This window comes from Microvirga puerhi (assembly GCF_020089865.1).
Classification (GTDB): Bacteria; Pseudomonadota; Alphaproteobacteria; order Rhizobiales; family Beijerinckiaceae; genus Microvirga; species Microvirga puerhi.
In genome coordinates this window covers 274,210-297,448 of record NZ_JAIRBM010000005.1, presented here as the reverse complement: position 1 = coordinate 297,448, position 23,239 = coordinate 274,210, and the positions used below count along the sequence as shown (strand labels likewise).

The window sequence follows — 23,239 nt, the reverse complement described above, 5'->3', positions numbered from 1 at the left end:
CCTCGTCGTGCACCGCAACAAGCGGCACGAAAGGGCACCTATACACCAAGAGCGGAGAAAAGCGAGCACCTCACCGCCGCAGCGGGACAAACTGCTTGACTTGGATACAGACGCATATTTGAAAGGGCTACTAAGTTAATAGAGTGTAAGATATGGGGCTTACCCTGCCTTCTAAGGAAAAATTGCGCATTCTTATGCTCTCTCATGTCAGACCGGGTCATGCCGGCACCTCACATGATCATGAATATGCCTTATCGGAACTAAGCCGGCACGATGTATTTATACATGATCCGGTACTCAACGGTACCTTTGCCGACTTAGATCATTTCGATGCAATAATAATACATTATTCTATTGTTATTTGGAACAAGAACTATCTTCCTGATACTCAGATTAACGCGCTCAAGGCTTATCGTGGCCTGAAGGTCTTATTTATCCAAGATGAGTACAGGGAAGTCTACTGCGCCATCGATCATATGCTTCGAATTGGCATCGATGTTCTCTTCACCTGCTATCAGCCCTACAATATTGATCGCGTTTATGGCGAACTCATCAGGCGCGGGGTGCGGGTATTAACGACCCTGACAGGGTATGCACCTCTGCAACATGTGGAAGAAAGCCTGATCCGCCCCCACCGCGAACGCACGCTCGACGTTGTATATCGCGCACGTCCCGCTTGGCCGGCGTTGGGACGCCTCCATAGAGAGAAATACACGATCGCCGAAGAGTTCGCACTTCGTGCTTCCCACACGGATTTGCGCTGCGACATCGATTGGCGGGAGGAACGGCGCATATACAGCGCCGACTGGCTCAAGTTCATTGCTTCTTCTCGCACGTCTTTGGGTGTCGAAAGCGGAGCCAGCATCGTCGACTTTACAGGCGAGATCCATCGCGCTGTTTTCGCGTTTCTTGCAGGGCGATTGCCGGACTCCTTCAGCGTCGATGTAACGGAAGAGATCGACGCGTCTGTATACTCCTACCTCACAACACATCCGCCTGCATCATACGAGGAAGTCGAGCGCGAAATTTTGAAGCCATATGAAGGAAATGTAGTCCTCAACGTGGTCTCACCTCGCATTTTCGAGGCCGTTCATCTCAAGACAACGCTTGTTCTGTTTCCTGGAGAATATTCCAAAGTCATCGAGAAAGGGCGTCATTATATTGCCCTTGAGAAAGACTTCTCGAATTTTGCCGAGGTCGTCGATCAGTTGCGCGACATCGATTTTGTCGAAGCCATGGCTGAAAGGGCATATAGAGATCTGATCGAAACCGGCCTCTACTCCTACGATGCGTTTGTCCGGGAGATCGATTCCGTGATCTCGGAGGAATGGGACCACCGAGTCATGCGAGCGATGCCGGCACGTCCTACTCATTTTCCCGAAGGTCTCGTCGAAACCTCAGCCTCCCTCTCTCGGGAGTTGACGCGAACAGAATGGCGCGAAGCGTTGCGTGAATTGCGCGCAGCCAAGGCAGCCGAGGAAGCTGAAATTGCGCGTCTTCTTGCGGGAGTCAACGACGAAACCTTAGTGAATTCCGAAACTGCCACTGATTGCCTGGTCGAGACCATGCAGCCAGAGAGCGACCCGGCAGCTCTCAGCGATACGTCTTCCGTCGTTCCTCGGCGCCGCCCGCTAGGACTACAGCTGCTCCGGGTCGTGTTGCGCCTCAATAAGATCTGCTTCGAGAAATTCTCATCGAAGATACTCGGAAGAGATGTTCGCCTTCACCTGCATATCTCTCCCCACCCCCCCGAATCGCAATAAAGATGCCAAGTGTTGCGAAAGACAAAGCGGCCTATAAACCAGGCAAGGTCAAATGAAGTCCTTGATCATATACTTTCTGCGGATCGTTAAGCGTATCATCGAACGCTTTCTCGCGTTCGGTCTCGGTCGGCAAGCTCAGTTGCGCCTTGTCGTTGCTCCACGGATCTCGGAACTTGAGGCTCAGGCCGAGGCAGCGCAAAATCCACTTCCTGAAATAGCGGCAGAACCTGTCTCGGAAGCGTCTGCGGAGGCATCGAGCGCCACTCCGGCAGCGCCCGAGATCGTCGAAGAGCCCAGACCGGAGATCATACGCGCCGTTCAACAGAGCCAATGGCCGAGGGAAACCCTCTACCGCAACGCGTTCTATGAGATCGTCAAGTTTCCGGCGGGTGATATCGGGATCATAAGCTCGAAAGATGGTGTGCCGATCGTTTCCGCATTGCAGTTGATTGTCGAGGGAAAGACGGCATCAACTACGATCGCTAAGGGCGATTTGTTGCCCGTTACAATGACGAAGTCCTGGCCTCTTTGGGGCGATGTCGAATTAATTCTCTCCTCCGGGGAGGAGCTGCAGGTTCAAGTCAGTGCCTTCTTCAAGGATGATTCTCCAGAGATCAAATTTGTGACTCAAGCTCAGGCTCGCGCTGAGGAAGTTACGGTTTTCACGGTAGCCCTTGAGTTTTCGGTAGCATCGCCCGTTCAGGAGCTCTATCTCAAAAATCGTAAGGTTCAGCGATCCTTCCAGCGGGAACGATACTGGCTCGACAAGCAAGGCATGGCATTCGGAGAAGGTCCAACCAGCCTTGTCATCTATCACGCTCCCGACGTCTCTTCGCTAGCCTTTGAGCCTGCTCCTAATCGGCTGATCGTGAATCTGGATTCATGCGATGATCATCCAATGATGATCAACAACGAGGAAGGCGGATTTCACGAAGTCTCTGCGAGTGTCCTGAAGTCTGGGGACGTCCTGGAGGCGCGTTTTTCCCTCTGGGCTGGCTTCGAGCCGGTTCTTCTCCCTCGCCTTATGACGCAGCCAAAGGGCTATGTGGCAACCCACGTTTTCACGGAGCACGGCTGCTTCACGCACGACCGTGTGCACCGCGCAGTATATTTTGGTTCTGACCGCATTGATAACGGCGGAGAAGCCGTTGGCGGTTTCGTGGGAGCAGGTATCCCTACAACAAAGAGCGTTTTCTACAATAACAAGGAAGGCGTTTTGAACGACTCGCAGACCAGACATTTCGTCGGGCCGATGAGCTCTATCAAGACGACACCAGGCTTTAGCGCCTACCTTCAGGATTTGCATCGTCACGGATACGAGATTTGTCTTCACAGTGCGTCTCCGGACACATCCGATGCTGCGGAGGTGGAAGAAGCCGCACGTTACATGCACGAACACTTTAATTCCGTCTCATGGATCGATCACCTCTGGTATAAGCCAGACGGCGAGAAGTCAGGCTGCCTTGAGTCCTTCTGCTGCCGAGGCTTGAAGAGCTACAGCGCCCAGAGCTGGCTCTCACACGGGATCAAGTATTTTTGGAATTCCTATTACGAGTATCATGCAAAACAGGAAAACGGTCGGGCCAACAGCGAGGCTCTGAATCATTGGGTTTGGGATGCGGCATACCCAAATCCCATTTACTGGCGGCATCCGACTCTGAGTAAGCAAGCAGATGCTACCGGACTGCGTTCAGCTCCATTCGTCTCATTTGCGACTTGGCAATCCTGGTATCCGGGACATGCAGGCCGTGCCATGTATACGCGTGAGCAGATCAATCAGCTCGTTCGCGAATGGGGTGTCTACATTTCCCACTGCTATCCGACATACATTGGCGACTACAACAATGCATGGACCGTGTCGGAAGATGAGGAAATCGTCACTTCTCCCGAGTTCGAGAGCCTCCTTGCGCACCTCTCCGCCCTGCAGAAGGACGGGCTGCTGTGGAATGCGACTCTACGGAACTTTCTCGATTATCTGATATCGTTGGAGAAAGTCGAAATGGTTCCTCATTCGTCGGGTGAGATCACGGTTCGCAACGGCGGTGAAACCGCTATCGAAGGTCTCGCGCTCGCATGCGATACTGATAAGGTCACTGTTGATGGAGGGACGCCGAGCGGCGCTTGGCGTGGAAGTGATTTCGTCTTCTGGTTCGACCTTGGCCCCGGATCGGCTGTTCGCATTGGTCGTCACGCCTGAGAGAAAAGATCAGCACATGGACCGTAAATATCCTATTCCGGTGGAAGCGCTTGTATCGTGCTTGCGCGAACTGGGTGTCCGTGAGGGCGATAGCCTTCTCACTCATACGGCGTTTCGGAGCCTCTATTACGGCTGGCCGGAAGAAGCAGAATGGTCCTTGAGCGACCACTACGGGCGCAATGTCATACGGGGACTGAAAGATCTCGTTGGTTCTGAGGGCATTCTGATGATGCCATCCGAGTTTCTTCCCGATTATCAAATGGCCTCTTTTCGCGGCACCACCTTCGACCTGAGGCATCAGCGCACCAATAGGGGCTTTCTTCCTCAGCTGTTTCTCGAATTTTCCGATGTGAAGCGCAGCACCAATCCTATTTACAACTGCGCCGTTTGGGGGCCGCGCTCATTCGAACCCTTCCTTGAGAATCACCACCAATTTGCCTATTCAATGGATGTTGGCTCTCCCTGGCATGAGCTCATGAAGCGCAACGGCAAGGTTGCTTACCTCGGAGCGAGTCTCGATTCCAACTCAATGATCCATATGCCGGAGTATATTCTCAAGCAGGATTATCCACGTCCGGTCTTCTTCGGACGCCCGCATCATTATAATCTCATAGATACTGCAGGCCGCTCGATCGAAGCGGACGCTTATGTGCACGCTATCCGCTGGGGATCATACGTCGTCACGAAGTTCTGCAATTATCTCAATAGCCGCTACGGGATTCTGAAGCACGGTACGGTCGGCGACACCTCGATCGTAGTCGTCGATGCACAAGCCCAGTACGACGCTCTGATGAGCGAGCTCAATCAGGGCGTCTCCTGGTACGACGCTACCACCTGGGACTAGCGAGAGGGCATAGCCGCCCCCTACCCCACCGCCACGGGCTTCTTCACCACGAACGGGGTGCGCATGGTCACGAGTTCTTCCGCCGCCGTCGGGTGGACGGCCACGGTGCGGTCGAAATCGGCTTTGGTCGCTCCCATGGTCACGGCGATGCCGGCGAGCTGGATCATCTCGCCCGCGTCGGGGGACATGATGTGGACGCCGACCACCTTGTCGGTGGCCTTGTCGACCACGAGCTTCATCAGCACCCGGTCCTGGCTGCCCGACAATGTCGCCTTCATGGGACGGAACGTAGTGTAGTAGATCTCCACGTCGCCGAAGCGCTCCCGGGCGGCTGCCTCGCCGCAGCCGATGACGCCGATCTCGGGCGTCGAGAACACGGCGGTCGGGATCAGATCATGATCGACCATGGTCGGCCTGTCGCCGAAGACCGTGTCGGCGAAGGCATGTCCCTCGCGGATCGCGATGGGTGTCAGGTTCGCCCGGTTTGTGACGTCGCCGACCGCATAGATGGACGGAACGATCGTCTGGGAATAGCCGTCGACGATCACCGCGCCGACCTCGTCGACGCTCACGCCCACGTTCTCGAGACCGAGATTGGCCGTGTTCGGACGGCGTCCGGTGGCGACGAGCACCTGATCCACCGTCACGACGCTGCCGTCGCTCAGGGTGGCGGCAATGCCGTCCGGGTTGCGATCGAGACGTTGGATGGTGCGTTCCAGAAGCACATCGATTCCACGCTGGACATAGGCGGCGCCGAGCGCATCGCGAATGTCCTCGTCGAACCCGCGCAGGAGCTTGTTGCCTCTGTGCAGAAGCGTCACCTCGCTGCCGAGGCCGGCGAAAACACCGGCGAACTCCACCGCGATGTAGCCGCCCCCGACCACCAGGAGGCGCCGCGGCTGCTCCTTGAGGTGAAACACTTCGTTGGAGGTGATTCCAAGTTCGCCGCCTGGAATGGGCGGACCCATCACCGGATGGGCTCCGACCGCAATCAGGATATAGCGGGCGCGAATCTCTTCGCCCGTCTTGAGAAGGCGAACCGTGTGGGGATCGATGATCACCGCGCGGCTATCGACGACGTCGACGCCGACTTTCTCCAGGTTGGCCCGGTAAATCCCCTCTAGCCGATCCACCTCCTTGTGGAGGTTGCGCATCAAGGTCGCCCACTCGAAGCGAGGCTCGGACAGGGTCCAGCCGAAGCCCGCTGCCTCCTCGAATTCGTCGCGGAAGCGGCTGGCATAGACCATCAGCTTCTTGGGGACGCAGCCGCGAATGACGCAGGTGCCCCCGACCCGGTACTCCTCGGCGATCATCACCTTGGCGCCGTAGCCGGCCGCGATGCGCGCAGCACGGACGCCACCCGACCCCGCGCCGATGACGAAAAGGTCGACGTCGAAATCGCTCATGATTGCTTCCCCAGCTTTGTCCGGCGCGCGGCCAGAATCCATACGACAGCGGCTCCCAGCGATGCCGCCCACCAACCCTGCCAGGCGCCATGGCCGACCATGGCGACCGCCGTCGCGGCCGCCAGAAGGGTCAGCGACGCCGCCGCCACCAGACGCTCCTGCCGGGCGACTACCCTCAAGGTAAGAAGGATTACCGAAAGCGCCAGAAGGGCCCCGATACCGCCGAGCTCAACCCAGATCTGAATCAAGGCATTGTGGGGATGACCGACGCCCAGGAGAGTTTCGTCCTCGCTCGGGATCCGGTCGGCAACGGCAGCATCGCGCATCCGCGGGCTGATCCCGAAGCCGGTGCCGAGGACCGGCTGCTGGCGAATGACCTCTCCGAAGCTGAGCCATATATCGACGCGATCGCGCGAATGATCGTTCGCCAATGTCTGATGCACGCTTTGTGGAATCACCCGGTCGGCGATTGTCCCCAGGAAGGGCGCCGCGGCGGTCAGGAGCACGAAGGCGATGACGGCGAGGCGTGTTCCGAGGCATGGCGCGGCCAGGGCAAAGAGAAATGTCGCGGTCCCGGCGGCAAAGCCGAGGATCGATGCCCCGCTTTCCGAATGGGCCATGGCGGTGAAGACCAGCGCCGCGAAGGCCAGACTCGCGATCCAGCCATAGCGGACATGACGCAGAAGCCATGCCACGACGGCTGGCGTCAGGCAGAGAAGGGTCAGGATCGGTCGGTTGAAGATGAAGCTGTTCCAACGCATCCCGAGGGACCGGCGCAAGGCGAGCCCTGTCTTGAGTTCGATGAGCATCGTGACGCAGGCCAGAACGCAAGCGCCGACGAGAAGCCAGAAGGCACCCCGGCTCATGCGGCCGGGAAGCGTCAGCCCGAGGACGAAGACCGCCACAACGGGAAGAACAAATTCCCCGAACGCGCTCATGGACAAGCCCTTGAACGGGCTCCACGCGATGGATACGAGGCTCCAGACGATGAAGGCCGTGGCGGCCATACCAGTCGGCGACGCAAGTGCGGAGCGCATTCTCGCGGCGAATGGTCCTAGGCTTCCTTCGGCCATAACCGCCCCCAGGGCGAAGAGTGCCGCCAGGGAAACGAAGGCCGGGCTCGACCGGTGAGCGATGGCCATTCCGATCGGCATAAGGGCAAGCGCCACCATGGAGGCCCGCCACAATCCCTGTGCCAGAAGGGAGTGTGACTGAGCCGGAGGCATGTCGGCGGAGGCCGGGGCGAGAACTTTCATGGGCTGGCTCTTACGCGAAGGTTTAACGCCGATAAAGCAGCAAGCGCTTGCCGGAGGCACTTTCGAGCTTTACGGTTTGTCGCAGCGCGCGGGCTCCCGCATGGGAACAGTCAAGCGACACGCGCGAAATTTCTCGAGTATCGGAGGAAATAGAATGAGCCATTATCGCAAGGGCCTCTGGCGGGGCATGCTCGCCGCCGCGGCCGTGGCAGGCTTTGTCACGACGGCTTCGGCCCAGATGGCTGAACTCAAGATCATGGCCCCGGCAGCGCCGGGCGGCGGCTGGGACCAGACGGCCCGCTCCATGCAGCAGGCCCTGACCCAGTCCGGCCTCGTCAAGAGCGTCCAGGTAACGAACGTTCCGGGCGCCGGCGGCTCCATCGGCATCGCCCAGTTCGTGAACGGTGCCAAGGGCGCTGGCGACCAGCTCATGGTCATGGGCTATGTGATGGTCGGCGCTCTCCTCACCAACAAGTCTCCGGTGACCCTCGATCAGACCACCCCGATCGCCCGCCTGACAGGCGAGTACGAGGCCATCGTCGTCCCGGCCAACTCGCCGATCAAGAACGCCAAGGACCTCGCGGCAGCCGTGAAGGCCGACCCGGCGAAGGTAACCTGGGCCGGCGGCTCTGCCGGTGGCGTCGACCACATCGCGGCGGCCCTCTTCGCCAAGGCCGTCGGCGCTGACCCGACCAAGATCAACTACATCCCGTTCTCGGGCGGCGGCGAGTCGCTTGCGGCCATCCTCGGCGGCAAGGTTACCGCGGGCATCGCCGGCTACGGCGAATTCGAAAGCCAGATCAAGGCCGGCAAGCTGCGCCTCATCGGCCTGACCACGCCTGCCGGCAAGGGCACGGCAGAGATGCCGTCCCTGAAGGATCAGGGCGTCGATCTCGAGATCGCCAACTGGCGCGCCGTCGTCGCTCCTCCCGGCATCACGGCCGAGCAGAAGAAGGCCCTGAGCGACACCATCGACAAGCTCGTCAAGTCGAAGGAATGGCAGGAAATCCTACAGCAGAAGGGCTGGGACGACGCCTACCAGTCGGGCGATGCCTTCGCCAAGTTCCTGACCGACGACCAGGTCCGTACCAAAGAAGTCTTGACCTCCGTCGGCCTCGTGAAGTCATAAACGGACGACCCGGAACGACGTCTGGAAGCGCCGCCCCGTGCGGCGCTTCTTTTCTAAGGAAGAACAACAATGACGACACCCAATCCACGGCGCGTCGACAAGCCAGGCCTCCTGATTGCCCTAGCACTGCTCGTCCTCGCCGGGCTGATCTGGCAGGACATGAGCAGCCTGCAGCTCTCCTCTGTCTATGGCCTGGGCCCGAAGGCGATGCCCATGGTGGTCTCCATCGGCCTTGCGATCCTTGCCGTGGGTAACGCGGTCAGCGCCTTTCGCGGCGAACTGCCGGAGCGAGAAAGCCTGCGGTGGACGCCCATCCTGCTCATCATCGGTGGCCTCGCTCTCCTGATCGCCTTCGTCGAGTTCAATGTCGGCTTCATTCCGGCAACCGCCGTTCTCTTCGCCTGCACCTCCGCGGCCTTCGGGCGACGCGCCTTCATCATCGACCTGGTGATCGGCCTGGTCGCCGGCCTCGTGATCTATCTGCTGTTCGCCAAGCTCCTGACCTTGAGCCTGCCGATGGGCCCCCTCGAGCGTCTGATCGGAGCGTAACGACATGGAATCCTTTTTCGCCCTCGCCCATGGCGTGACGGTCGCCCTCCAGCCGATGAATCTGCTCTTCGCGCTCGTCGGCGTGCTCCTGGGTACTGCCGTCGGTGTGTTGCCTGGCATCGGTCCGGCGCTGACCGTCGCGCTGCTGCTGCCGATCACCTTCAAGCTCGATCCGGGCGGTTCGATCATCATGTTCGCCGGCATCTATTACGGCGGCATGTATGGCGGCTCGACCACGGCGATCCTCATCAACACGCCCGGCGAAAGCGCCTCCATGGCGACGGCGCTCGAAGGCAACAAGATGGCGAAGGCCGGACGCGGCGGGCCGGCGCTTGCCACTTCCGCCATCGGCTCCTTCGTGGCCGGCACGATCGCGACCCTGGGCCTCGCCTTCCTTGCTCCGACCCTCGTCGAGCTGGCGGTGCAGTTCGGTCCGGAGGACTACTTCGCCCTGATGTGCGTGGCCTTCGTGACGGTCTCGGCAACCTTCGGCGACTCGCCCGTGCGCGGGCTCACCAGCCTGTTCGTCGGGCTTGCGCTCGGCCTCGTCGGCATCGACAAGCTCACCGGCCAGGCGCGCCTGACCTTCGGCGTGCCGGAACTCCTCGACGGCGTCGAGGTGACGACCCTGGCGGTCGGCCTCTTCGCAGTGGGCGAGGCGCTCTACGTCGCCTCCCGACGCCACATCCAGGAGGAAGTCCTCGAGCCGGTACGCGGATCGCTCTGGATGACCAAGGAGGACTGGAAACGCTCGTGGAAACCCTGGTTGCGCGGTACCCTCTTCGGCTTCCCGATCGGCGCCCTGCCGGCCGGCGGCGCGGAGATCCCGACCTTCCTGTCATATTCCGCAGAGAAGCGCCTGACCAAGTATCCGGAGGAATTCGGCAAGGGCGCCATCGAAGGCGTTGCCGGGCCCGAAGCAGCGAACAACGCCTCCGCGGCGGGAACGCTGGTGCCGCTCCTGGCTCTTGGTCTGCCGACCTCCGCGACCGCCGCCATGATGCTCGCCGGCTTCCAGCAATACGGCCTCAATCCCGGTCCCCTGCTCTTCGCCGAGCGGCCCGAACTGGTATGGGGTCTGATTGCCAGCCTGTTCATTGCGAACACCATGCTGCTGGTCCTGAACCTGCCGCTGGTCGGCCTCTGGGTGAAGCTCCTGGCGATCCCGCAACCCTGGCTCTATGCGGGCATTCTGGTCTTCGCTACCATGGGCACCATCGCCGCCAAGCCTTCCGTCGTGGAGCTCACCATGCTCGGGGTCTTCGGTGTCCTCGGCTTCCTCATGCGCCGGTTCGATTATCCCATCGCTCCGGTAGTCGTCGGATTGATCCTTGGGCCCATCGCGGAGGCGCAGCTCCGCCGCGCGCTTTCGATCAGCCTCGGCGATCCGATGATCCTGCTGCAGAGCCCGATCTCAGCGACTCTCCTCGGCATCGCCGTCATCGCGCTGATCCTGCCCTTCATGCTCAAGGGGCTCAACCGCTTCAAGATGCAGGAAGACTAAGACGATCGATACCCGGAGGGCAGCTTCCTGCCCTCCGGTGAGCTCCGGCCCGCACCAAGCGGGCTCCCGATGCGAGCGCATCGTGCGGAACCGGAGGGCCGCGTCAGCGAAAAGTGGACCCGGTTTTCGCTGACGCGGCCCTCTGGGTCTGCCTCGAACGATGCACTCTTCAAAAAGCGGAGCAGGCGATGACCGACAAAGACGTTGCGAAGGAAGGTGGATGCCGGTGCGGCCGCTTGAGGTTTCGCGTCACATCCCGGCCGCTGATCACCATGGCGTGCCATTGCACCGGGTGCCAGCGCATGACGGCAAGCGCCTTCTCGCTCAGCACTCTCTATCCAAGCGACGGATTTGAGATCCTACAGGGAGAGCCCGTGATCGGCGGTCTCCACGGCACCTCCCGTCACTTCTTCTGCGCCTTCTGCATGAGCTGGGTGTTCACCCGCCCGGCAGGTCTCGACGATCTCGTCAACGTGCGCAGCACGATGTTCGACGATGCGCATGACTTCGTTCCTTTCGTCGAAACCTATACGAGCGAGATGCTTCCCTGGGCGAAGACCCCGGCACCCCACAGTTTCGAGAAGTTTCCGCCTGCGGAGAAATTTCCGGAACTGCTCGCCGCCTTCGCACAATGGGGGGATCAGCGATGACGACAGCACTGCTGGTGATCGACCTGCAACGCGGGAATTTCGGCTTGACGGACAAGCCTTACGCCGGGGATGCGGTGCTGTCTCGGAGCGCCGATCTGCTTGTACGGGCGAGAGCGCGCGGGATCCCGATCTTTCATGTCCGCCACGATGGAGGTGCCGGTGATCCCCTTGAGCGTGGCACGCCTGGCTGGGACATCGATTCCGCCGTTGCGCCACAAGATCGCGAGCCGATCATCGACAAGGACCGGTGCAGCGCCTTTGTCGGAACCGACCTGCATGAGCGCCTTCACTCTCAAAGCATCGATCGGCTCGTCATCGCCGGCATGCAGACCGAGTACTGCATCGATACGACATGCCGCGCAGCGCGCGATCTCGGTTACGCGGTGACCCTGGTGAGCGACGGGCACACGACATTCGATACACCGGAATTGTCCGGCGCGCAGATTGTGGCGCATCACAACCTCACGCTTCAGAGAGGCGGGTTCGTCGACCTCTTCGAGGCGGCGCAGATCATATTCTAGTGCCGCATTCCTGGTGAGGACGTACCTTCTATGACATCCAGACCGACTGGCTTGCTTTTACTTGGCACCTCTCATGTCGGAAAATCGACATGCGCGCACGACCTTGGCAATGCCACGGAATGGCCCGTCATCTCGACCGACAAGTTGGGGCGCCATCCAGGCCGACCTTGGACGGGCGTGCCCGATGCGGTCACGGAATTCTATCTCCGCCTGACGGATGCCACGATTCATTGGTTCCTGCGGGTACACCATGAGAATATGCGGCCCTTCATTAGGGAAACGATAAAAGCGGCGCGCGAAGCGGGTCGTGGTTTCATCTTGGAAGGGTCTGCGCTCCGCCCCGAATACCTGTCCGATTGGGAGATTGGCGAGGCACTGGTGATTTGTCTTCACGCCGAAAGCGATGCCCTGCGAGAGCGTATCGAGAAAGGCAGTGCCCACTCGCAGCAGAGCGATCAGACGAAGCGCGCAATCGATAAGTTCGTGGAGCGCTCCATTCGCGAGAATGAAGCGCTCGTCGCGTCGGCAAACAAACAAGGGATCCGGCTGGTAGACGTGACCGACCTAGCGGATCTCGAACGCCTCACCCATGAGCTGACCCTGCATCTTGCCGGTACGTCCGAAAGGTGACGCAACCGCGTTGATGGCGAGCAAGCATCACACAAAAAGGGCCCGGTGTTCCGGGCCTTTTTATGCGTCTGGGATTGCTCGTTACTGGAGCTGATGCCCGCGCTTGCCCATCTCGGCACGGGCGCGGATCATGATGTATTCCGACACGTTCTGGGTCCAGGTCGCCAGGTCCTTGACGATGTCGTCGAGAAGGCCGGGCTGGACTTCGACATATTTCTTGCCGGCCGGCGTCTGATAGAAGGCCGCGATCTCCTTCAGCTCGGACTCGGAGAGCCGATTGGCGAAGGCACGGGCGGCGCTGTCGATCATCTTCTGCTTCTGCTGATCCACCTCTGGCCGCAGCATGGTGACCACCTCCTCGAGGTCCTTTTTGACCTCGGGACGCGTGACGTTCATCTGCTGCAACTGAGCGAAGAAAGGCTCGGTCATGGCATCGAACGAGCGCGTCATTCCGGAATTGATGGCGACCTCGCGGGCCAGCGCCAGCTGAGTCGGCGTAGGCTGCGCCGTCTGAGCCAGAACGGGGCTTGCGAGCATCAGGATCGCGACCGTGGTCGCAGCGAAGCGGGAGGCGGAACGGATCATAGGTTAAGCTCCAGTCACGACGGTATGGTCAGATCTGACCGAGTTCGACGAGACCCTGCCCGGTTGCGAGGATCGCACCCGTGGCAAGGCCGATGAAAAGACCGTGCTCGACGACGCCCGGAATATTGTTGAGCGTCGAAGCCAGCACGTTCGGCTTGTCGATGCGCCCAAGATGCGCATCGAGGATGAAATGCCCGCCATCGGTGATGTAGGGCGTTCCGTCGGCCATCCGCCGGAGATGCATCTCACCGCTCATCTCCAGGGTTTCCAGCAGTTTTTCGATGGCGATCTGCGTCGCGCGCAGGCCGAAAGGCACGACTTCGATCGGCAGCGGAAAGCGTCCAAGACGGGAGACTCGCTTCGTTCCGTCGGCGATCACGATCATGCGGCGGCTGGAGGACGCCACGATTTTCTCCCGCAGGAGCGCACCCCCGCCCCCCTTGATGAGACGCAGATCATCGTCGATCTCGTCGGCACCGTCGACCGTCAGGTCGAGTTCGGGCGTCTCGTCGAGGGTCGTCAGAGGAATGCCCTCGCGGCGGGCCTGATCGAGGGTCGCCTCGGAGGTGGGAACACCAACGACGGAGAGACCGCCGCGGACACGCGCGCCGAGAGCAGCCACGAAATAGGCCGCCGTGGACCCGGTGCCGAGACCGAGCCTCATGCCGTCGCTGACGAGGGCCGCAGCCTTCTCCGCCGCATCGCGCTTCAGATTATCGCTCACTGATGGTTCCTAACGGTGATCGTCCTCGTGGCGAAGCCGGTCAGGCTGGCCTCTAGCACGACAGAGCTACGAGGAGAAAGATTGTTTCAGGGTCTTTTCAACGGATTGAGGGTCGGCACAAGTCCATTCAGGGCCGCTGCGGCGATGCGCCCGTTCCGGGCCTGACGCTGGGTGTGGCGGCGGGAGCGGATTGCGGGGCGCCCTGGGTCGAGGGATTGGTCTGGGGGGTGCACACCACCTTCTCATCGAAGACGTAGCAGATGCTCATGTCCCCGGTCCGGTAATTGACCCGGAAGACGCCTCCCTCGCGCTCGTGACGCGACGCGACGAGACCGTATTCGCCGGGCGTCTGCGGTCCCGCCCCTTCGCCGGCCCCGAAGCAGAGGGTCACGCCGATGGTGCCTTCCTGGAGGCCGTACTGGCAGGAACTGACCTCCCCGGTAATACGGTCGATCCGATAGATCCGGTTCAGGTCCGTCTGGGGCGCGGGCACGAAATCATAGGGAGCGGCGAAGGCGGGAACGGTGAGGCTTCCCAGCACCAGAGCCGGAAATAGATATGCCAACGATGCAGCATGCCGCATTCAACACTCCTTCTTGTTCTTCTTGAGCTTGGTAAGAACGAATCAACCAGAAGACCATATCATCCCCTCCCGCTTGATTCCCTTGTCCTGTGCAGGTAGCCGACCTTCATGGCCATTCATAGCCCGTCCCTCGCCCCCCGCGTCGCCCCACCCATCGTCGTGTTCGATCTCGATGGCACCCTGGCCGACACTGCTGGCGATCTCGTCGGAACCCTGAACGCGATTTTGGAAGCGGAAGGCCTACCGACCCTCCCTGTCCGCAAGGCGCGGGACCTGGTGGGAGTCGGCGCCCGGGCGCTTCTCCAGCGCGGCTTCGAGGAGAGCGGCAAGGAACTGACGCCGGATCGTCTCGACGACCTGTTCCAGCAATTCATGATCCACTACCGGGACAATATCTGCATCAAGACGCGGCTGTATCCTGGGGCCGAGGAGGCCCTGGCGCGGCTGCAGAATGCCGGCTTCGTTCTTGCCGTCTGCACCAACAAGTATGAGGACCACTCGGTCCGGCTGCTTGAGGCTCTCGGGATTGCCCATCGCTTCGCGGCGAATTGCGGACGCGATACCTTTCCGGTGTTCAAGCCCGATCCACGCCACCTGACGCTGACGATCGAAAAGGCCGGGGGCAATCCCCACCGGGCCGTGATGGTCGGCGACTCGCGCACCGACATCGTCACGGCGCAGGCAGCCCGCATTCCATCCATCGCAGTGCCGTTCGGTTACACCGACGTGCCGGTAAAGCGGCTCAATCCGGATCTGGTCATCGGCCACTTTGACGAGCTGTTCGACGCGGTCGCGACCCTGGTTCGTCTCGCAGCCGCCTGAGGCATGCGACGACCAGCGGCCATACACAAAATTGTGAAGATCGACTATCAGGAAGAAATGGTGGGCGCGACAGGGATTGAACCTGTGACCCTTCGCGTGTGAAGCGAATGCTCTCCCGCTGAGCTACGCGCCCTGACCAGGGCCTTCTAAAGTCGTTAAGCCCCTGGCGTCAAGCGGTTCCAACGCCCCAGCCATGACATTTCTCGCATGCCGACTGTGTCAGCAGGGCTTTAACTTCCCGGTTAGGATATGGCGAGAATGAGGCAATGGCTCCGGTGATTTACTGCCGAACCTTTGTTATCCCACGGATCCGAAACGCGGCCATTGCGTTGAGACTTCACCAACCCGCTTCATACATGTTCAATTCGAGGCAAATATGGGACGCACCCGCGCTGCCCTGCTTGGGCTTGCTTGTGCCTTCGCCGCTCTTGCGACGCCGGCCGCAGCTTTCACCGCAATCGATCCGCTGACCCGTCAGCCCCTCTATACGCCTGGAGAAGCGCTGAACGCGCAGGCATCCCCGATTCCCCGCGAGATCGTAGCTTTCGACGGCCGCTACGCTCCCGGCACCATCATCGTCTCGACGGGCGAGCGCCGGCTTTATTTCGTTCTGGGCGACGGCAGAGCTCTTCGCTACGGCATCGGCGTCGGCCGCCCCGGCTTCACCTGGGCCGGCAGCCACGCGGTCACCATGAAGCGCGAATGGCCGGATTGGCGCCCGCCGCGGGAAATGCTCAAGCGCCGCCCCGACCTGCCCCATTACATGGTCGGCGGACCTGACAATCCTCTCGGTGCCCGCGCTCTCTATATCGGCGGCACGATGTACCGAATTCACGGCTCGAACGAGCCGGAGACCATCGGCGAGGCCGTCTCTTCCGGCTGCATCCGTATGACCAACGAGGACGTGATCGACCTCTACAGCCGCGCCAAGGTCGGCGCCCGGGTCGTCGTGCAGCGATAAACCGATAATCATCGTGAGGCGCAGGTGACAGTGCGCCTCACGACGTATTCTAGCGATCCCGCGACAGCCCTTTCGCCGCAAGTTCATCGAGATAGGCGGCAAGTCGCTGTTCCTGCTCGCTCCCGAGTTCGTAGAGATAGTCCCAGCCATAGATACCGGTATCGTGCATATCGTCGAAGGTCAGCTTGACGGCATAATTGCCGATCGGCTCGACACCGATGATCTCCACATTGCGCTTGCCGGCAACGGTCTTCCGCTCGGCCGGACTATGTCCCTGCACTTCCGCAGATGGGCTCGATATCCGCAGATATTCGGCCGGAAGGTCGAAATTCGTGCCGTCGTCGAACATGATCCGCAGGCTGCGCTTGTCCTGCGCGAGGCGCAGCTCCGTCGGCCACCGTTCCGATGCCATGTTCCGCCTCATTTGCCTGCTTTGTGAATTGACGCTAGCTGCTTGATAACTACCGTGAAGGCAAGAACTACCCTAGAGGCAGTCCGCCGCGAGAACCGCAAAGGAACGGCATCATATGCCGGAAAGCAAGACAGAGCCCCTCCCCTCCGCGTTCCGCCCGCTGGTCGACCCCTTCGGCCGGGGTATCACCTATCTGAGGGTGTCGGTGACGGACCGGTGCGACTTCCGCTGCGTCTATTGCATGTCCGAGAACATGACGTTCCTGCCGAAGCGGGATCTTTTGACTCTCGAAGAGCTTGACCGGATCTGCTCCGTCTTCGTCTCCAACGGCGTGCGCAAGCTGCGCATTACGGGTGGCGAGCCCCTGGTGCGGCGGGACATCATGAGTTTGTTCCGCTCCCTGTCGCGACATCTCGACTCCGGCGCCCTCGATGAACTCACGCTCACCACGAACGGATCGCAGCTCTCCCGCTACGCGGAGGAGCTCGCCGCCTGCGGTGTCAGACGCATCAATGTCTCCATCGATACCCTCGATCCGGAGAAATTCCATCGCATCACTCGTTGGGGCGATCTCGCGAAGGTGCAGGAGGGCCTCGACGCGGCCCAACGGGCCGGACTGAAGATCAAGATCAACACCGTCGCCCTGAAGGGCGTCAACGAGGACGAGATCGCGACGCTTCTCACCTGGGCTCATGGACGGGGCATGGACCTGACTCTGATCGAGGTCATGCCGCTCGGCGAGATCGACGGCCAGCGGATCGACCAGTTTCTGCCTCTGTCCCTCGTCCGGGCACAGCTTGCGCAGCGTTTCTCTCTCGAGGAGATCGACGAGCGCACCGGCGGTCCCGCCCGCTACGTGCGTGTCGCCGAAACCGGCGGCAAGCTTGGCTTCATTACCCCGATGACTCACAATTTCTGCGAGAGCTGCAACCGGGTCCGGCTAACCTGCACGGGACAGCTCTTCATGTGCCTGGGCCAGGAGGATGCCGCAGACCTGAGGGGGCCGGCCAGGGCCTCGTCCGACGACGCTATGCTTCGGCAGGCCATCGCCGAGGCGATCTCCCGCAAGCCCAAGGGGCATGACTTCGTGATCGACCGCCGCCATGCACGGCCGGCCATGGCTCGTCACATGAGCCTTACCGGCGGCTAACTCATAAGAATACTATCCCGCGACAGTATAGGCCGGGAAGGATTCTTGACTATTCATCAGCTTCCAGGAATATCGCGACGACATTCAAGGCAATAACATCGTGAACGTGTTGAGTTTCGGGCGCCGACTGGCCGCGTGGGCGGGCCTCTGCATCTTCTTCGCCTCGGGCCTGTCCGCGACGGCGCAGGAAAAGCCGTCGATCCGCATTGCCGTCGAAGGCGCCTATCCGCCCTTCAACTACATGGAGAACAACGAACTCCAGGGTTTCGAGGTAGATCTCAGCAAGGCCCTATGCGAGGCCATGAAGGCCAATTGCACCCTGATCCAACACGAGTGGGACGGGATCATGCGCGGGCTTGTGAACCGCGACTACGATGCGATCATGTCGTCGCTCGAGATCACGGAACGGCGCCAGAAGCGCATTATGTTCTCCAAGCCCTATTATCACATTCCAGCCGTCTTCATCGCGCCCAAAGACAGTTCCATCTCGCGCGTGACGCCGCTGGCGCTGGCCGGCAAGAAGATCGGCGCGGCCGATCGCAGCGACCACGCGGACTATCTTAAACAATTCTACAGGAGTTCGGAGATCATTCCGTACAGTTCTCCGGTGGAAGCCAATCTCGATCTGCTCGTCGGACGCATCGATGCGGTGTTCGGCGGACAGCGCGCCCTGTCGGAGTTCCTGAAGACGCGAGAGGGCGAATGCTGCCGGATCGTGGGACCCGCACCGAGCACGCCCCCCTATAAGCGCCAATTCTACGGGGTCGGCCTGCGTAAGGATGATACAGCGCTCAAGGACCAGTTCGACAAGGCCATCGATCAGGTCATCGCCGATGGCACCTACGACCGCATCCGCACCAAGTATTTTTCCTTCGATATCAAATAGTGCTGTTTGACGCGCCTTCGCACACTCCATAGAGCATTTTTCGGCGAAGTGGTTCCGGTTCGCCGTCAAAAATGCGGCAAATGAAAAAGAGATGATTCCACGCCCGTGGAAACACCTCTAGAACCGGAGTCCTCGGTTCAGGGAGCAAGTGATGGCGAAGGTCAGTTTCATCGGTCTCGGGGTCATGGGCTATCCCATGGCAAAGCACCTGAAGGCCAAGGGACACGAGGTAACGGTCTATAATCGCACCGCTGCGAAGGCCGACAAGTGGGTCTCCGAGAACGGCGGCCGGGCGGCCAGGACACCCCGTGAGGCGGCGGAAAATCAGGACATCGTGTTCGCCTGCGTCGGTAACGATGACGACCTGCGTCAGATCACGCTCGGCCCGGACGGCGCCTTCCAAGCCTTGCGGCCCGGCACCATCTTCGTCGACCATACCACCGCTTCCGCCGAAGTGGCGCGCGAGCTCTATCAGGAAGCCAAGACGAAGGGCGCCGCCTTCGTCGACGCCCCGGTTTCGGGCGGACAGGCGGGCGCCGAGAACGGCGTGCTGACGGTGATGTGCGGCGGCGACGCGGAAGCCTACGCAAAGGCCGAGCCGGTCATCATGAGCTTCGCCCGCGCCTGCCGGCTGATGGGCCCCGCGGGAGCAGGCCAGCTCACCAAGATGATCAATCAGATCTGCATCGCCGGCCTCGTTCAGGGGCTGTCCGAGGGCATTCATTTCGGCAAGCGTGCCGGCCTCGACATCGAGGCCGTGCTCGACGTGATTTCCAAGGGTGCCGCCGGCTCCTGGCAGATGGAGAACCGCGGCAAGACCATGAACCAGGGCAAGTTCGATTTCGGATTCGCCGTCGACTGGATGCGCAAGGACCTCGCCATCGTTCTGGCGGAAGCGCGCAAGAACGGCGCCAGCCTGCCGGTGACCGCTCTGGTCGATCAGTTCTATGCCGAAGTGCAGGCGAAAGGCGGCAACCGTTGGGACACGTCGAGCCTGATCTCGAGGCTCGAGCGGTGAGATGTCTCGCGGTGGGGCCAGCTATTGCGCAAATGTCTGCCGGCCTCAGCCCCGCTCACAACTGAAAATCACCTGCAGTGCAATGCTTCAGGCCGATTCTTTTGCACGTGAACCATTCACGTTATCTCGGCCAAAACATTTTTAGTGAAGTAGCTCCGGTTCATCGTCAAAAGTGCGGCCTAGCAAAGAAAGAAGCCTTCGATGCGTGTTGAAGGAGCTCCAATGGACAACGGTATATCCTTCATGCAAGCTTAGTGTGTTTGTCGGGTTGCGCCATGGACAGGACGATTGCCCCAGGAGAGAGCCAGGATTCTCTCCAGCCTGTACCGGATCGAACCCACAAGTTCATTGTGGATCATCATCGCACGACTAGCCAGATCGACGAACTCGAAGAGATGTTGAGTCAGTTCGTCTCGGCACAGCGGCTCGTCCCGATGACCCGGATGGGAGAACTCGACAGCGCATTTCAGTTTCATGGAACGCAGGAACTCGGTTTCTTCGGCGTCCACTTCGGACAAAAGTTGTCCATTGATTTCCCCCCTCAAGACGTTGACGACCGCCACAACAACATCGCTTTCGTCATGGCCTCCAAAGGAAATGCCCAGCTGCGCAGCGGGCGGGACGAATTTGCGATCTCGGAAGTGCAAGGCCTGGTCTTTTCGGCTGGACCAACACATACGCTACAATTCTCGGAGGATTGCGACGCCCGCGCTCTCTTCATGGACCGTCAACGGCTGTCGGAACACTGCGCGAAGCTGCTCGGGCGAGATCTTGATAAGCGTCTCAATCTGGAGACCTGTGTTCCTTTAGGCACTGGATCTGGGCACAGTTGGCTCCGGACCGTGCAGCATGCATCTGCGGAACTCAGCTATCCGGATTCTCCCATCAGATATGTGCCAGCCGCTTGGCAGCATCTCGAGCATTTGCTCTTCACAAGCTTTCTCCTCGGACATCGCCACAACTATTCCGAAGCCTTGCTCCAGCCTCAACCTGCCGCTGTACCCTTCTACGTGAAGCGGGCGGAAGCCTATATCGAGGCATACTTTGCCGAGCCATTGTCTCTTGCCGACATCGCCAGCCATGCGGGAATCAGCGCCCGCAGCCTGCAGAACGGCTTCCAGAATTTCCGCGGCATGACGCCAATGGCATTCCTGCGCTCTGTCCGGCTGCAGAAAGCGCATCACACCCTGCGGGTCGCAGATCCAACAGTGTCGACCGTGGCCGAGATCGCGTTTGCATGTGGCTTCACCCACATGGGCGAGTTCGGGACGGCCTACAGACGCACCTTCGGCGCGACGCCGCGTCAAACCCTGCTCAAGGGCGCCTGACCAACGGAAACAACGAAAAAGATCGTCAGAAAGAAACCTGCAACGTTCAAAGCGCGGGAAGGAGCTGAACACTCGGAGGGTTACCCTCACCACAGCTCTCACCGCGGCGAGAATCGGCGGCTCGGAGATGCATATTCAATGAGCAGATCTCGGATGTTCCGAGATCTGGGAGGACGAAATCCGGAAGCCCTTCTTCAAATGACGAAGAAGTCCTTTTCGGTTATTTTAAGGTTCTTGGTCAGCATGGCGATCTGGATCGCCTCCTTCGCTCCATTGCCGTCGGCATCGTAAGAGAGCGCGCCGGTCTTCTTGTTGTAGACGATCCGATCGTCGGCATCATGTGCCTTCACGCCTGCGTAGAACGCAGCCTTGGCGAGAACACCCTTCTTGGCGATCTTGCTGAACACGCCCTTGGCCAGCTGAATCGTATCGTCCTTGACCGAGAAGTCGGTGATCTTGTCCAGGTTCTGCTTCTTGTTGAGGGCATTGGTCCGGGCAAGCTTGGCGTCGAACACGAACACGTCCTGGCCCGCGCCGCCAGTCAACAGGTCGTTGCCCAGCCCGCCATAGATCTTGTCGTTGCCCGCTTCGCCCTTGAGCGTGTCGTTGCCGGCAAGCCCTTTGATCACATCATTGCCGGCCTCGCCGGTGAGGCTGTCGGCTAGGGTTGTGCCGATCAAAGTCAGGGGATTGGTCTCAACCATGTTGAGCACATCCAGCGTCAGGCTCTGGGTGGTCGTGCCGCCATAGGCATCCTTGGCCGTCACGCTGACGGCGATCTGATGCGCCTGGGTCTCGTAGTCGAGGACACGATTGAGAATCAGGCTGGTTCCGTCGAGCCGGAAGGTGCCGGTGGGATCGATCAGCGTATAGGTCAGGGCATCGCCCTCTGCGTCATGGGCGGCAACCGACGCGACCGCCGTATTGACCAGTGCGGTCTCGGCGACGCTGCCGGTGGTCAGCCGCACGCTGTCGGGGGCGGTGTTGTAAAGCGTGACCGTGGTGTTATCGCCCTCGAACTTGGCAAAGCGCACATGGCTCAAGGTGTCGGTGCCGTCGGCGCCGTTGTTCTTGTGCGCGATGGTGGTGACGCCATTGGCGGTGGTCAGGTCGTAGTCGGCGCGGGAGCCGGAATAAAGCGCAATGTCGTTCCCGCCACCGCCGTCGATGGTGTCGTTGCCGGCGCCGCCGCGATAGGTGTCGATCCCGGTGCTGCCATAGGCGCGGTCACTCCCTGCCCCAAGCGCGATCAGCCCGTCCACATGTCCGCCGCGCCCGTCGTAGAAGTCATTGCCGCCGGAGAAAATGACGTTGCCGACGATGCTGCCATTGTTGTCGAGTGAGACGGCGACGGTGCCATTGGAAACCTGGAGCGCCCCCTGGGTTCCGCCGAGGATGGTCCCGTTGTTCGTGATCGATGCAAAGCCTGTCGTCGCGCCGACGAAGACGCCCGTTTGACTACCCTCGATGGTGCCGCTGTTGCTCAGGAGGACGCCGCTTCCATCGATCCATACGCCGTGGCCGTTCGCGCCGGTGAGCGAGCCCTCATTGATGATCTGTGATGACCCGTTGGCTCGGACTGCAGTCGTCTCACTCAGGACCGCACCAAAGTTCTGCAACGTGTTGTCACTTCCCGTGAAGAAGACACCGTAGCGATGGGCAATTGCAGTGCTGCCGGCATTCAGGGTGATGTATCCGGCCCCGTCGAACGAAATGGCATCCGAGAGACCGCTGACGACGAGAGCGTTGGCGTTCAGTGTCACCTGTCCCGCCGCAGCGCCATGAATGCCCGCCGCGTTGGCACCGCCGGCCGAGACCGTGACGCCGGAAGCAATGGTGACGGGATCGAGTTCGGCAACGTCGTAGCCGTGATCGAAATCGGCGGTGGTCATGAGGTTTGAAGTGATAGTCGTCATCTAGCAATCCTATACGTTATTACGTTCTGAATAGAAAATATGACGCGCTTATGCAAGAGCTTCGATGGCTCCTTTCGACTCAAGTTGATGTGAAAACCGCGCTCGGACAGCGAACTCGTGTCCGATCCAGACTATTTCCGTTACGGAAATCCCGCAGGTGCGAGATGAACGCGTTCGTTGCCGGGAGGAGCAGCTATCGCCGCGTCATGGTCAAATAGACGATGAAGCCGCCTATGCCGATCGCGAGGGCTGCGATGATGATTTGGCGGGTTTCACCGGAAAACGCAGCGTTCCGGTACATCTGCGACAGAGCGGCAGACCTTTCCGGATCCTGCGAGATCAGCATGCTGAGCACAACGCTGAAGACCAGAAGAGCCAGGATGATATAGGTGATGCGCATCGCTG

The 23,239-nt window shown here is 60.3% G+C and carries 23 protein-coding genes and 1 tRNA gene; 15 read left to right on the top strand and 9 right to left on the bottom strand.

The annotated features are described in order from the left end of the window. The first annotated feature begins 152 nt into the window (after window positions 1–152). Genes K9B37_RS09300 through K9B37_RS09290 form a run of 3 tightly spaced genes read left to right on the top strand, consistent with a single transcriptional unit; the run spans window position 153 to window position 4,804 of the window. A complete protein-coding gene (locus K9B37_RS09300; protein ID WP_224312799.1) occupies window positions 153–1,763 on the top strand; it encodes a hypothetical protein in 1,611 nt (536 codons plus the stop codon). A gap of 52 nt (window positions 1,764–1,815) precedes the next feature. Next, the gene (locus K9B37_RS09295; protein ID WP_224312798.1) at window positions 1,816–3,960 is read left to right on the top strand and encodes a hypothetical protein; all 2,145 of its coding nucleotides are present in this window, start codon (window positions 1,816–1,818) and stop codon (window positions 3,958–3,960) included. After that, window positions 3,890–4,804, top strand: a complete 915-nt coding sequence (locus K9B37_RS09290; protein WP_224312797.1) for an AAC(3) family N-acetyltransferase — start codon at window positions 3,890–3,892, stop codon at window positions 4,802–4,804. The genes K9B37_RS09295 and K9B37_RS09290 overlap by 71 nt, the downstream gene beginning before the upstream one ends. Window positions 4,805–4,824: 20 nt before the next feature. On the opposite strand, the gene gor is transcribed toward K9B37_RS09290, so the two are convergent. Together gor and K9B37_RS09280 are read right to left on the bottom strand one after the other, a co-directional pair. Next, on the bottom strand, window positions 4,825–6,210 hold the full coding sequence (gene gor, locus K9B37_RS09285; protein ID WP_224312796.1) for a glutathione-disulfide reductase: 1,386 nt from the start codon (window positions 6,208–6,210) through the stop codon (window positions 4,825–4,827). Further along, on the bottom strand, window positions 6,207–7,466 hold the full coding sequence (locus tag K9B37_RS09280; protein ID WP_224312795.1) for an O-antigen ligase family protein: 1,260 nt from the start codon (window positions 7,464–7,466) through the stop codon (window positions 6,207–6,209). The genes gor and K9B37_RS09280 overlap by 4 nt, the downstream gene beginning before the upstream one ends. A gap of 187 nt (window positions 7,467–7,653) precedes the next feature. On the opposite strand from K9B37_RS09280, the gene K9B37_RS09275 reads away from it, so the two are divergent. From K9B37_RS09275 to K9B37_RS09250, 6 genes are all read left to right on the top strand, one after another. Next, on the top strand, window positions 7,654–8,595 hold the full coding sequence (locus tag K9B37_RS09275; protein WP_224312834.1) for a Bug family tripartite tricarboxylate transporter substrate binding protein: 942 nt from the start codon (window positions 7,654–7,656) through the stop codon (window positions 8,593–8,595). A 69-nt stretch (window positions 8,596–8,664) separates the two neighbouring features. Continuing rightward, the gene (locus K9B37_RS09270; protein WP_224312794.1) at window positions 8,665–9,144 is read left to right on the top strand and encodes a tripartite tricarboxylate transporter TctB family protein; all 480 of its coding nucleotides are present in this window, start codon (window positions 8,665–8,667) and stop codon (window positions 9,142–9,144) included. Between the two features lie 4 nt (window positions 9,145–9,148). Beyond that, window positions 9,149–10,648 carry a tripartite tricarboxylate transporter permease gene (locus tag K9B37_RS09265; RefSeq protein WP_224312793.1) on the top strand — a complete coding sequence of 500 codons (1,500 nt, stop codon included), beginning with the start codon at window positions 9,149–9,151 and terminating at the stop codon, window positions 10,646–10,648. Between the two features lie 188 nt (window positions 10,649–10,836). Continuing rightward, complete coding sequence (locus K9B37_RS09260) at window positions 10,837–11,298, top strand: GFA family protein (RefSeq protein WP_224312792.1); 462 nt, start codon at window positions 10,837–10,839, stop codon at window positions 11,296–11,298. Further along, window positions 11,295–11,819, top strand: coding sequence for a cysteine hydrolase family protein (locus K9B37_RS09255; RefSeq protein ID WP_224312791.1), 525 nt, complete (start codon window positions 11,295–11,297; stop codon window positions 11,817–11,819). The genes K9B37_RS09260 and K9B37_RS09255 overlap by 4 nt, the downstream gene beginning before the upstream one ends. A gap of 30 nt (window positions 11,820–11,849) precedes the next feature. Further along, complete coding sequence (locus tag K9B37_RS09250) at window positions 11,850–12,449, top strand: hypothetical protein (RefSeq protein ID WP_224312790.1); 600 nt, start codon at window positions 11,850–11,852, stop codon at window positions 12,447–12,449. A gap of 81 nt (window positions 12,450–12,530) precedes the next feature. On the opposite strand, the gene K9B37_RS09245 is transcribed toward K9B37_RS09250, so the two are convergent. From K9B37_RS09245 to K9B37_RS09235, 3 genes are all read right to left on the bottom strand, one after another. Continuing rightward, window positions 12,531–13,034 (bottom strand): DUF2059 domain-containing protein, encoded by a 504-nt coding sequence (locus tag K9B37_RS09245; protein WP_224312789.1) that lies wholly within the window; start codon window positions 13,032–13,034, stop codon window positions 12,531–12,533. Window positions 13,035–13,062: 28 nt separating this feature from the next. Next, on the bottom strand, window positions 13,063–13,758 hold the full coding sequence (gene rpiA, locus K9B37_RS09240; protein ID WP_224312788.1) for a ribose-5-phosphate isomerase RpiA: 696 nt from the start codon (window positions 13,756–13,758) through the stop codon (window positions 13,063–13,065). A 127-nt stretch (window positions 13,759–13,885) separates the two neighbouring features. Continuing rightward, the gene (locus tag K9B37_RS09235) at window positions 13,886–14,341 is read right to left on the bottom strand and encodes a hypothetical protein (protein ID WP_224312787.1); all 456 of its coding nucleotides are present in this window, start codon (window positions 14,339–14,341) and stop codon (window positions 13,886–13,888) included. 108 nt (window positions 14,342–14,449) lie between these two features. Between K9B37_RS09235 and K9B37_RS09230 the strand changes: the two genes are divergently transcribed. Further along, on the top strand, window positions 14,450–15,163 hold the full coding sequence (locus K9B37_RS09230; RefSeq protein WP_224312786.1) for an HAD family hydrolase: 714 nt from the start codon (window positions 14,450–14,452) through the stop codon (window positions 15,161–15,163). 58 nt (window positions 15,164–15,221) lie between these two features. On the opposite strand, the gene K9B37_RS09225 is transcribed toward K9B37_RS09230, so the two are convergent. Beyond that, window positions 15,222–15,296, bottom strand: a tRNA-Val gene (locus K9B37_RS09225). Between the two features lie 243 nt (window positions 15,297–15,539). Between K9B37_RS09225 and K9B37_RS09220 the strand changes: the two genes are divergently transcribed. Next, complete coding sequence (locus tag K9B37_RS09220; protein ID WP_224312785.1) at window positions 15,540–16,124, top strand: L,D-transpeptidase; 585 nt, start codon at window positions 15,540–15,542, stop codon at window positions 16,122–16,124. Window positions 16,125–16,173: 49 nt separating this feature from the next. Here K9B37_RS09220 and K9B37_RS09215 read toward each other — a convergent pair whose 3' ends face one another. Beyond that, window positions 16,174–16,536, bottom strand: coding sequence for a gamma-butyrobetaine hydroxylase family protein (locus K9B37_RS09215; protein ID WP_224312784.1), 363 nt, complete (start codon window positions 16,534–16,536; stop codon window positions 16,174–16,176). Window positions 16,537–16,651: 115 nt separating this feature from the next. On the opposite strand from K9B37_RS09215, the gene moaA reads away from it, so the two are divergent. From moaA to K9B37_RS09195, 4 genes are all read left to right on the top strand, one after another. Beyond that, the gene (gene moaA, locus K9B37_RS09210; protein ID WP_224312783.1) at window positions 16,652–17,686 is read left to right on the top strand and encodes a GTP 3',8-cyclase MoaA; all 1,035 of its coding nucleotides are present in this window, start codon (window positions 16,652–16,654) and stop codon (window positions 17,684–17,686) included. A 100-nt stretch (window positions 17,687–17,786) separates the two neighbouring features. Continuing rightward, window positions 17,787–18,572, top strand: a complete 786-nt coding sequence (locus tag K9B37_RS09205) for an ABC transporter substrate-binding protein (RefSeq protein WP_224312782.1) — start codon at window positions 17,787–17,789, stop codon at window positions 18,570–18,572. Between the two features lie 151 nt (window positions 18,573–18,723). Further along, window positions 18,724–19,590 (top strand): NAD(P)-dependent oxidoreductase, encoded by an 867-nt coding sequence (locus K9B37_RS09200; protein WP_224312781.1) that lies wholly within the window; start codon window positions 18,724–18,726, stop codon window positions 19,588–19,590. Window positions 19,591–19,865: 275 nt separating this feature from the next. Then, window positions 19,866–20,918, top strand: a complete 1,053-nt coding sequence (locus K9B37_RS09195) for an AraC family transcriptional regulator (protein WP_224312780.1) — start codon at window positions 19,866–19,868, stop codon at window positions 20,916–20,918. Between the two features lie 194 nt (window positions 20,919–21,112). Here the strand turns inward: K9B37_RS09195 and K9B37_RS24785 are convergent, their stop codons facing one another. Further along, window positions 21,113–22,834, bottom strand: a complete 1,722-nt coding sequence (locus tag K9B37_RS24785; protein WP_305072144.1) for a calcium-binding protein — start codon at window positions 22,832–22,834, stop codon at window positions 21,113–21,115. Window positions 22,835–23,027: 193 nt separating this feature from the next. Further along, on the bottom strand, window positions 23,028–23,234 hold the full coding sequence (locus K9B37_RS09180; RefSeq protein ID WP_224312779.1) for a hypothetical protein: 207 nt from the start codon (window positions 23,232–23,234) through the stop codon (window positions 23,028–23,030). Window positions 23,235–23,239 lie beyond the last annotated feature (5 nt).

Excerpts from the sequence above, each read along its gene's own strand:
- K9B37_RS09300 (WP_224312799.1), top strand. The coding sequence starts at position 153 with ATGGGGCTTACCCTGCCTTCTAAGGAAAAATTGCGCATTCTTATGCTC.
- K9B37_RS09295 (WP_224312798.1), top strand. The coding sequence starts at position 1,816 with ATGAAGTCCTTGATCATATACTTTCTGCGGATCGTTAAGCGTATCATC.
- gor (WP_224312796.1), bottom strand. The coding sequence starts at position 6,210 with ATGAGCGATTTCGACGTCGACCTTTTCGTCATCGGCGCGGGGTCGGGT.
- K9B37_RS09280 (WP_224312795.1), bottom strand. The coding sequence starts at position 7,466 with ATGAAAGTTCTCGCCCCGGCCTCCGCCGACATGCCTCCGGCTCAGTCA.
- K9B37_RS09275 (WP_224312834.1), top strand. The coding sequence starts at position 7,654 with ATGCTCGCCGCCGCGGCCGTGGCAGGCTTTGTCACGACGGCTTCGGCC.
- K9B37_RS09270 (WP_224312794.1), top strand. The coding sequence starts at position 8,665 with ATGACGACACCCAATCCACGGCGCGTCGACAAGCCAGGCCTCCTGATT.
- K9B37_RS09265 (WP_224312793.1), top strand. The coding sequence starts at position 9,149 with ATGGAATCCTTTTTCGCCCTCGCCCATGGCGTGACGGTCGCCCTCCAG.
- K9B37_RS09260 (WP_224312792.1), top strand. The coding sequence starts at position 10,837 with ATGACCGACAAAGACGTTGCGAAGGAAGGTGGATGCCGGTGCGGCCGC.
- K9B37_RS09255 (WP_224312791.1), top strand. The coding sequence starts at position 11,295 with ATGACGACAGCACTGCTGGTGATCGACCTGCAACGCGGGAATTTCGGC.
- K9B37_RS09250 (WP_224312790.1), top strand. The coding sequence starts at position 11,850 with ATGACATCCAGACCGACTGGCTTGCTTTTACTTGGCACCTCTCATGTC.
- K9B37_RS09245 (WP_224312789.1), bottom strand. The coding sequence starts at position 13,034 with ATGATCCGTTCCGCCTCCCGCTTCGCTGCGACCACGGTCGCGATCCTG.
- K9B37_RS09235 (WP_224312787.1), bottom strand. The coding sequence starts at position 14,341 with ATGCGGCATGCTGCATCGTTGGCATATCTATTTCCGGCTCTGGTGCTG.
- K9B37_RS09230 (WP_224312786.1), top strand. The coding sequence starts at position 14,450 with ATGGCCATTCATAGCCCGTCCCTCGCCCCCCGCGTCGCCCCACCCATC.
- K9B37_RS09220 (WP_224312785.1), top strand. The coding sequence starts at position 15,540 with ATGGGACGCACCCGCGCTGCCCTGCTTGGGCTTGCTTGTGCCTTCGCC.
- K9B37_RS09215 (WP_224312784.1), bottom strand. The coding sequence starts at position 16,536 with ATGGCATCGGAACGGTGGCCGACGGAGCTGCGCCTCGCGCAGGACAAG.
- moaA (WP_224312783.1), top strand. The coding sequence starts at position 16,652 with ATGCCGGAAAGCAAGACAGAGCCCCTCCCCTCCGCGTTCCGCCCGCTG.
- K9B37_RS09200 (WP_224312781.1), top strand. The coding sequence starts at position 18,724 with ATGGCGAAGGTCAGTTTCATCGGTCTCGGGGTCATGGGCTATCCCATG.
- K9B37_RS09195 (WP_224312780.1), top strand. The coding sequence starts at position 19,866 with ATGGACAGGACGATTGCCCCAGGAGAGAGCCAGGATTCTCTCCAGCCT.
- K9B37_RS24785 (WP_305072144.1), bottom strand. The coding sequence starts at position 22,834 with ATGACGACTATCACTTCAAACCTCATGACCACCGCCGATTTCGATCAC.
- K9B37_RS09180 (WP_224312779.1), bottom strand. The coding sequence starts at position 23,234 with ATGCGCATCACCTATATCATCCTGGCTCTTCTGGTCTTCAGCGTTGTG.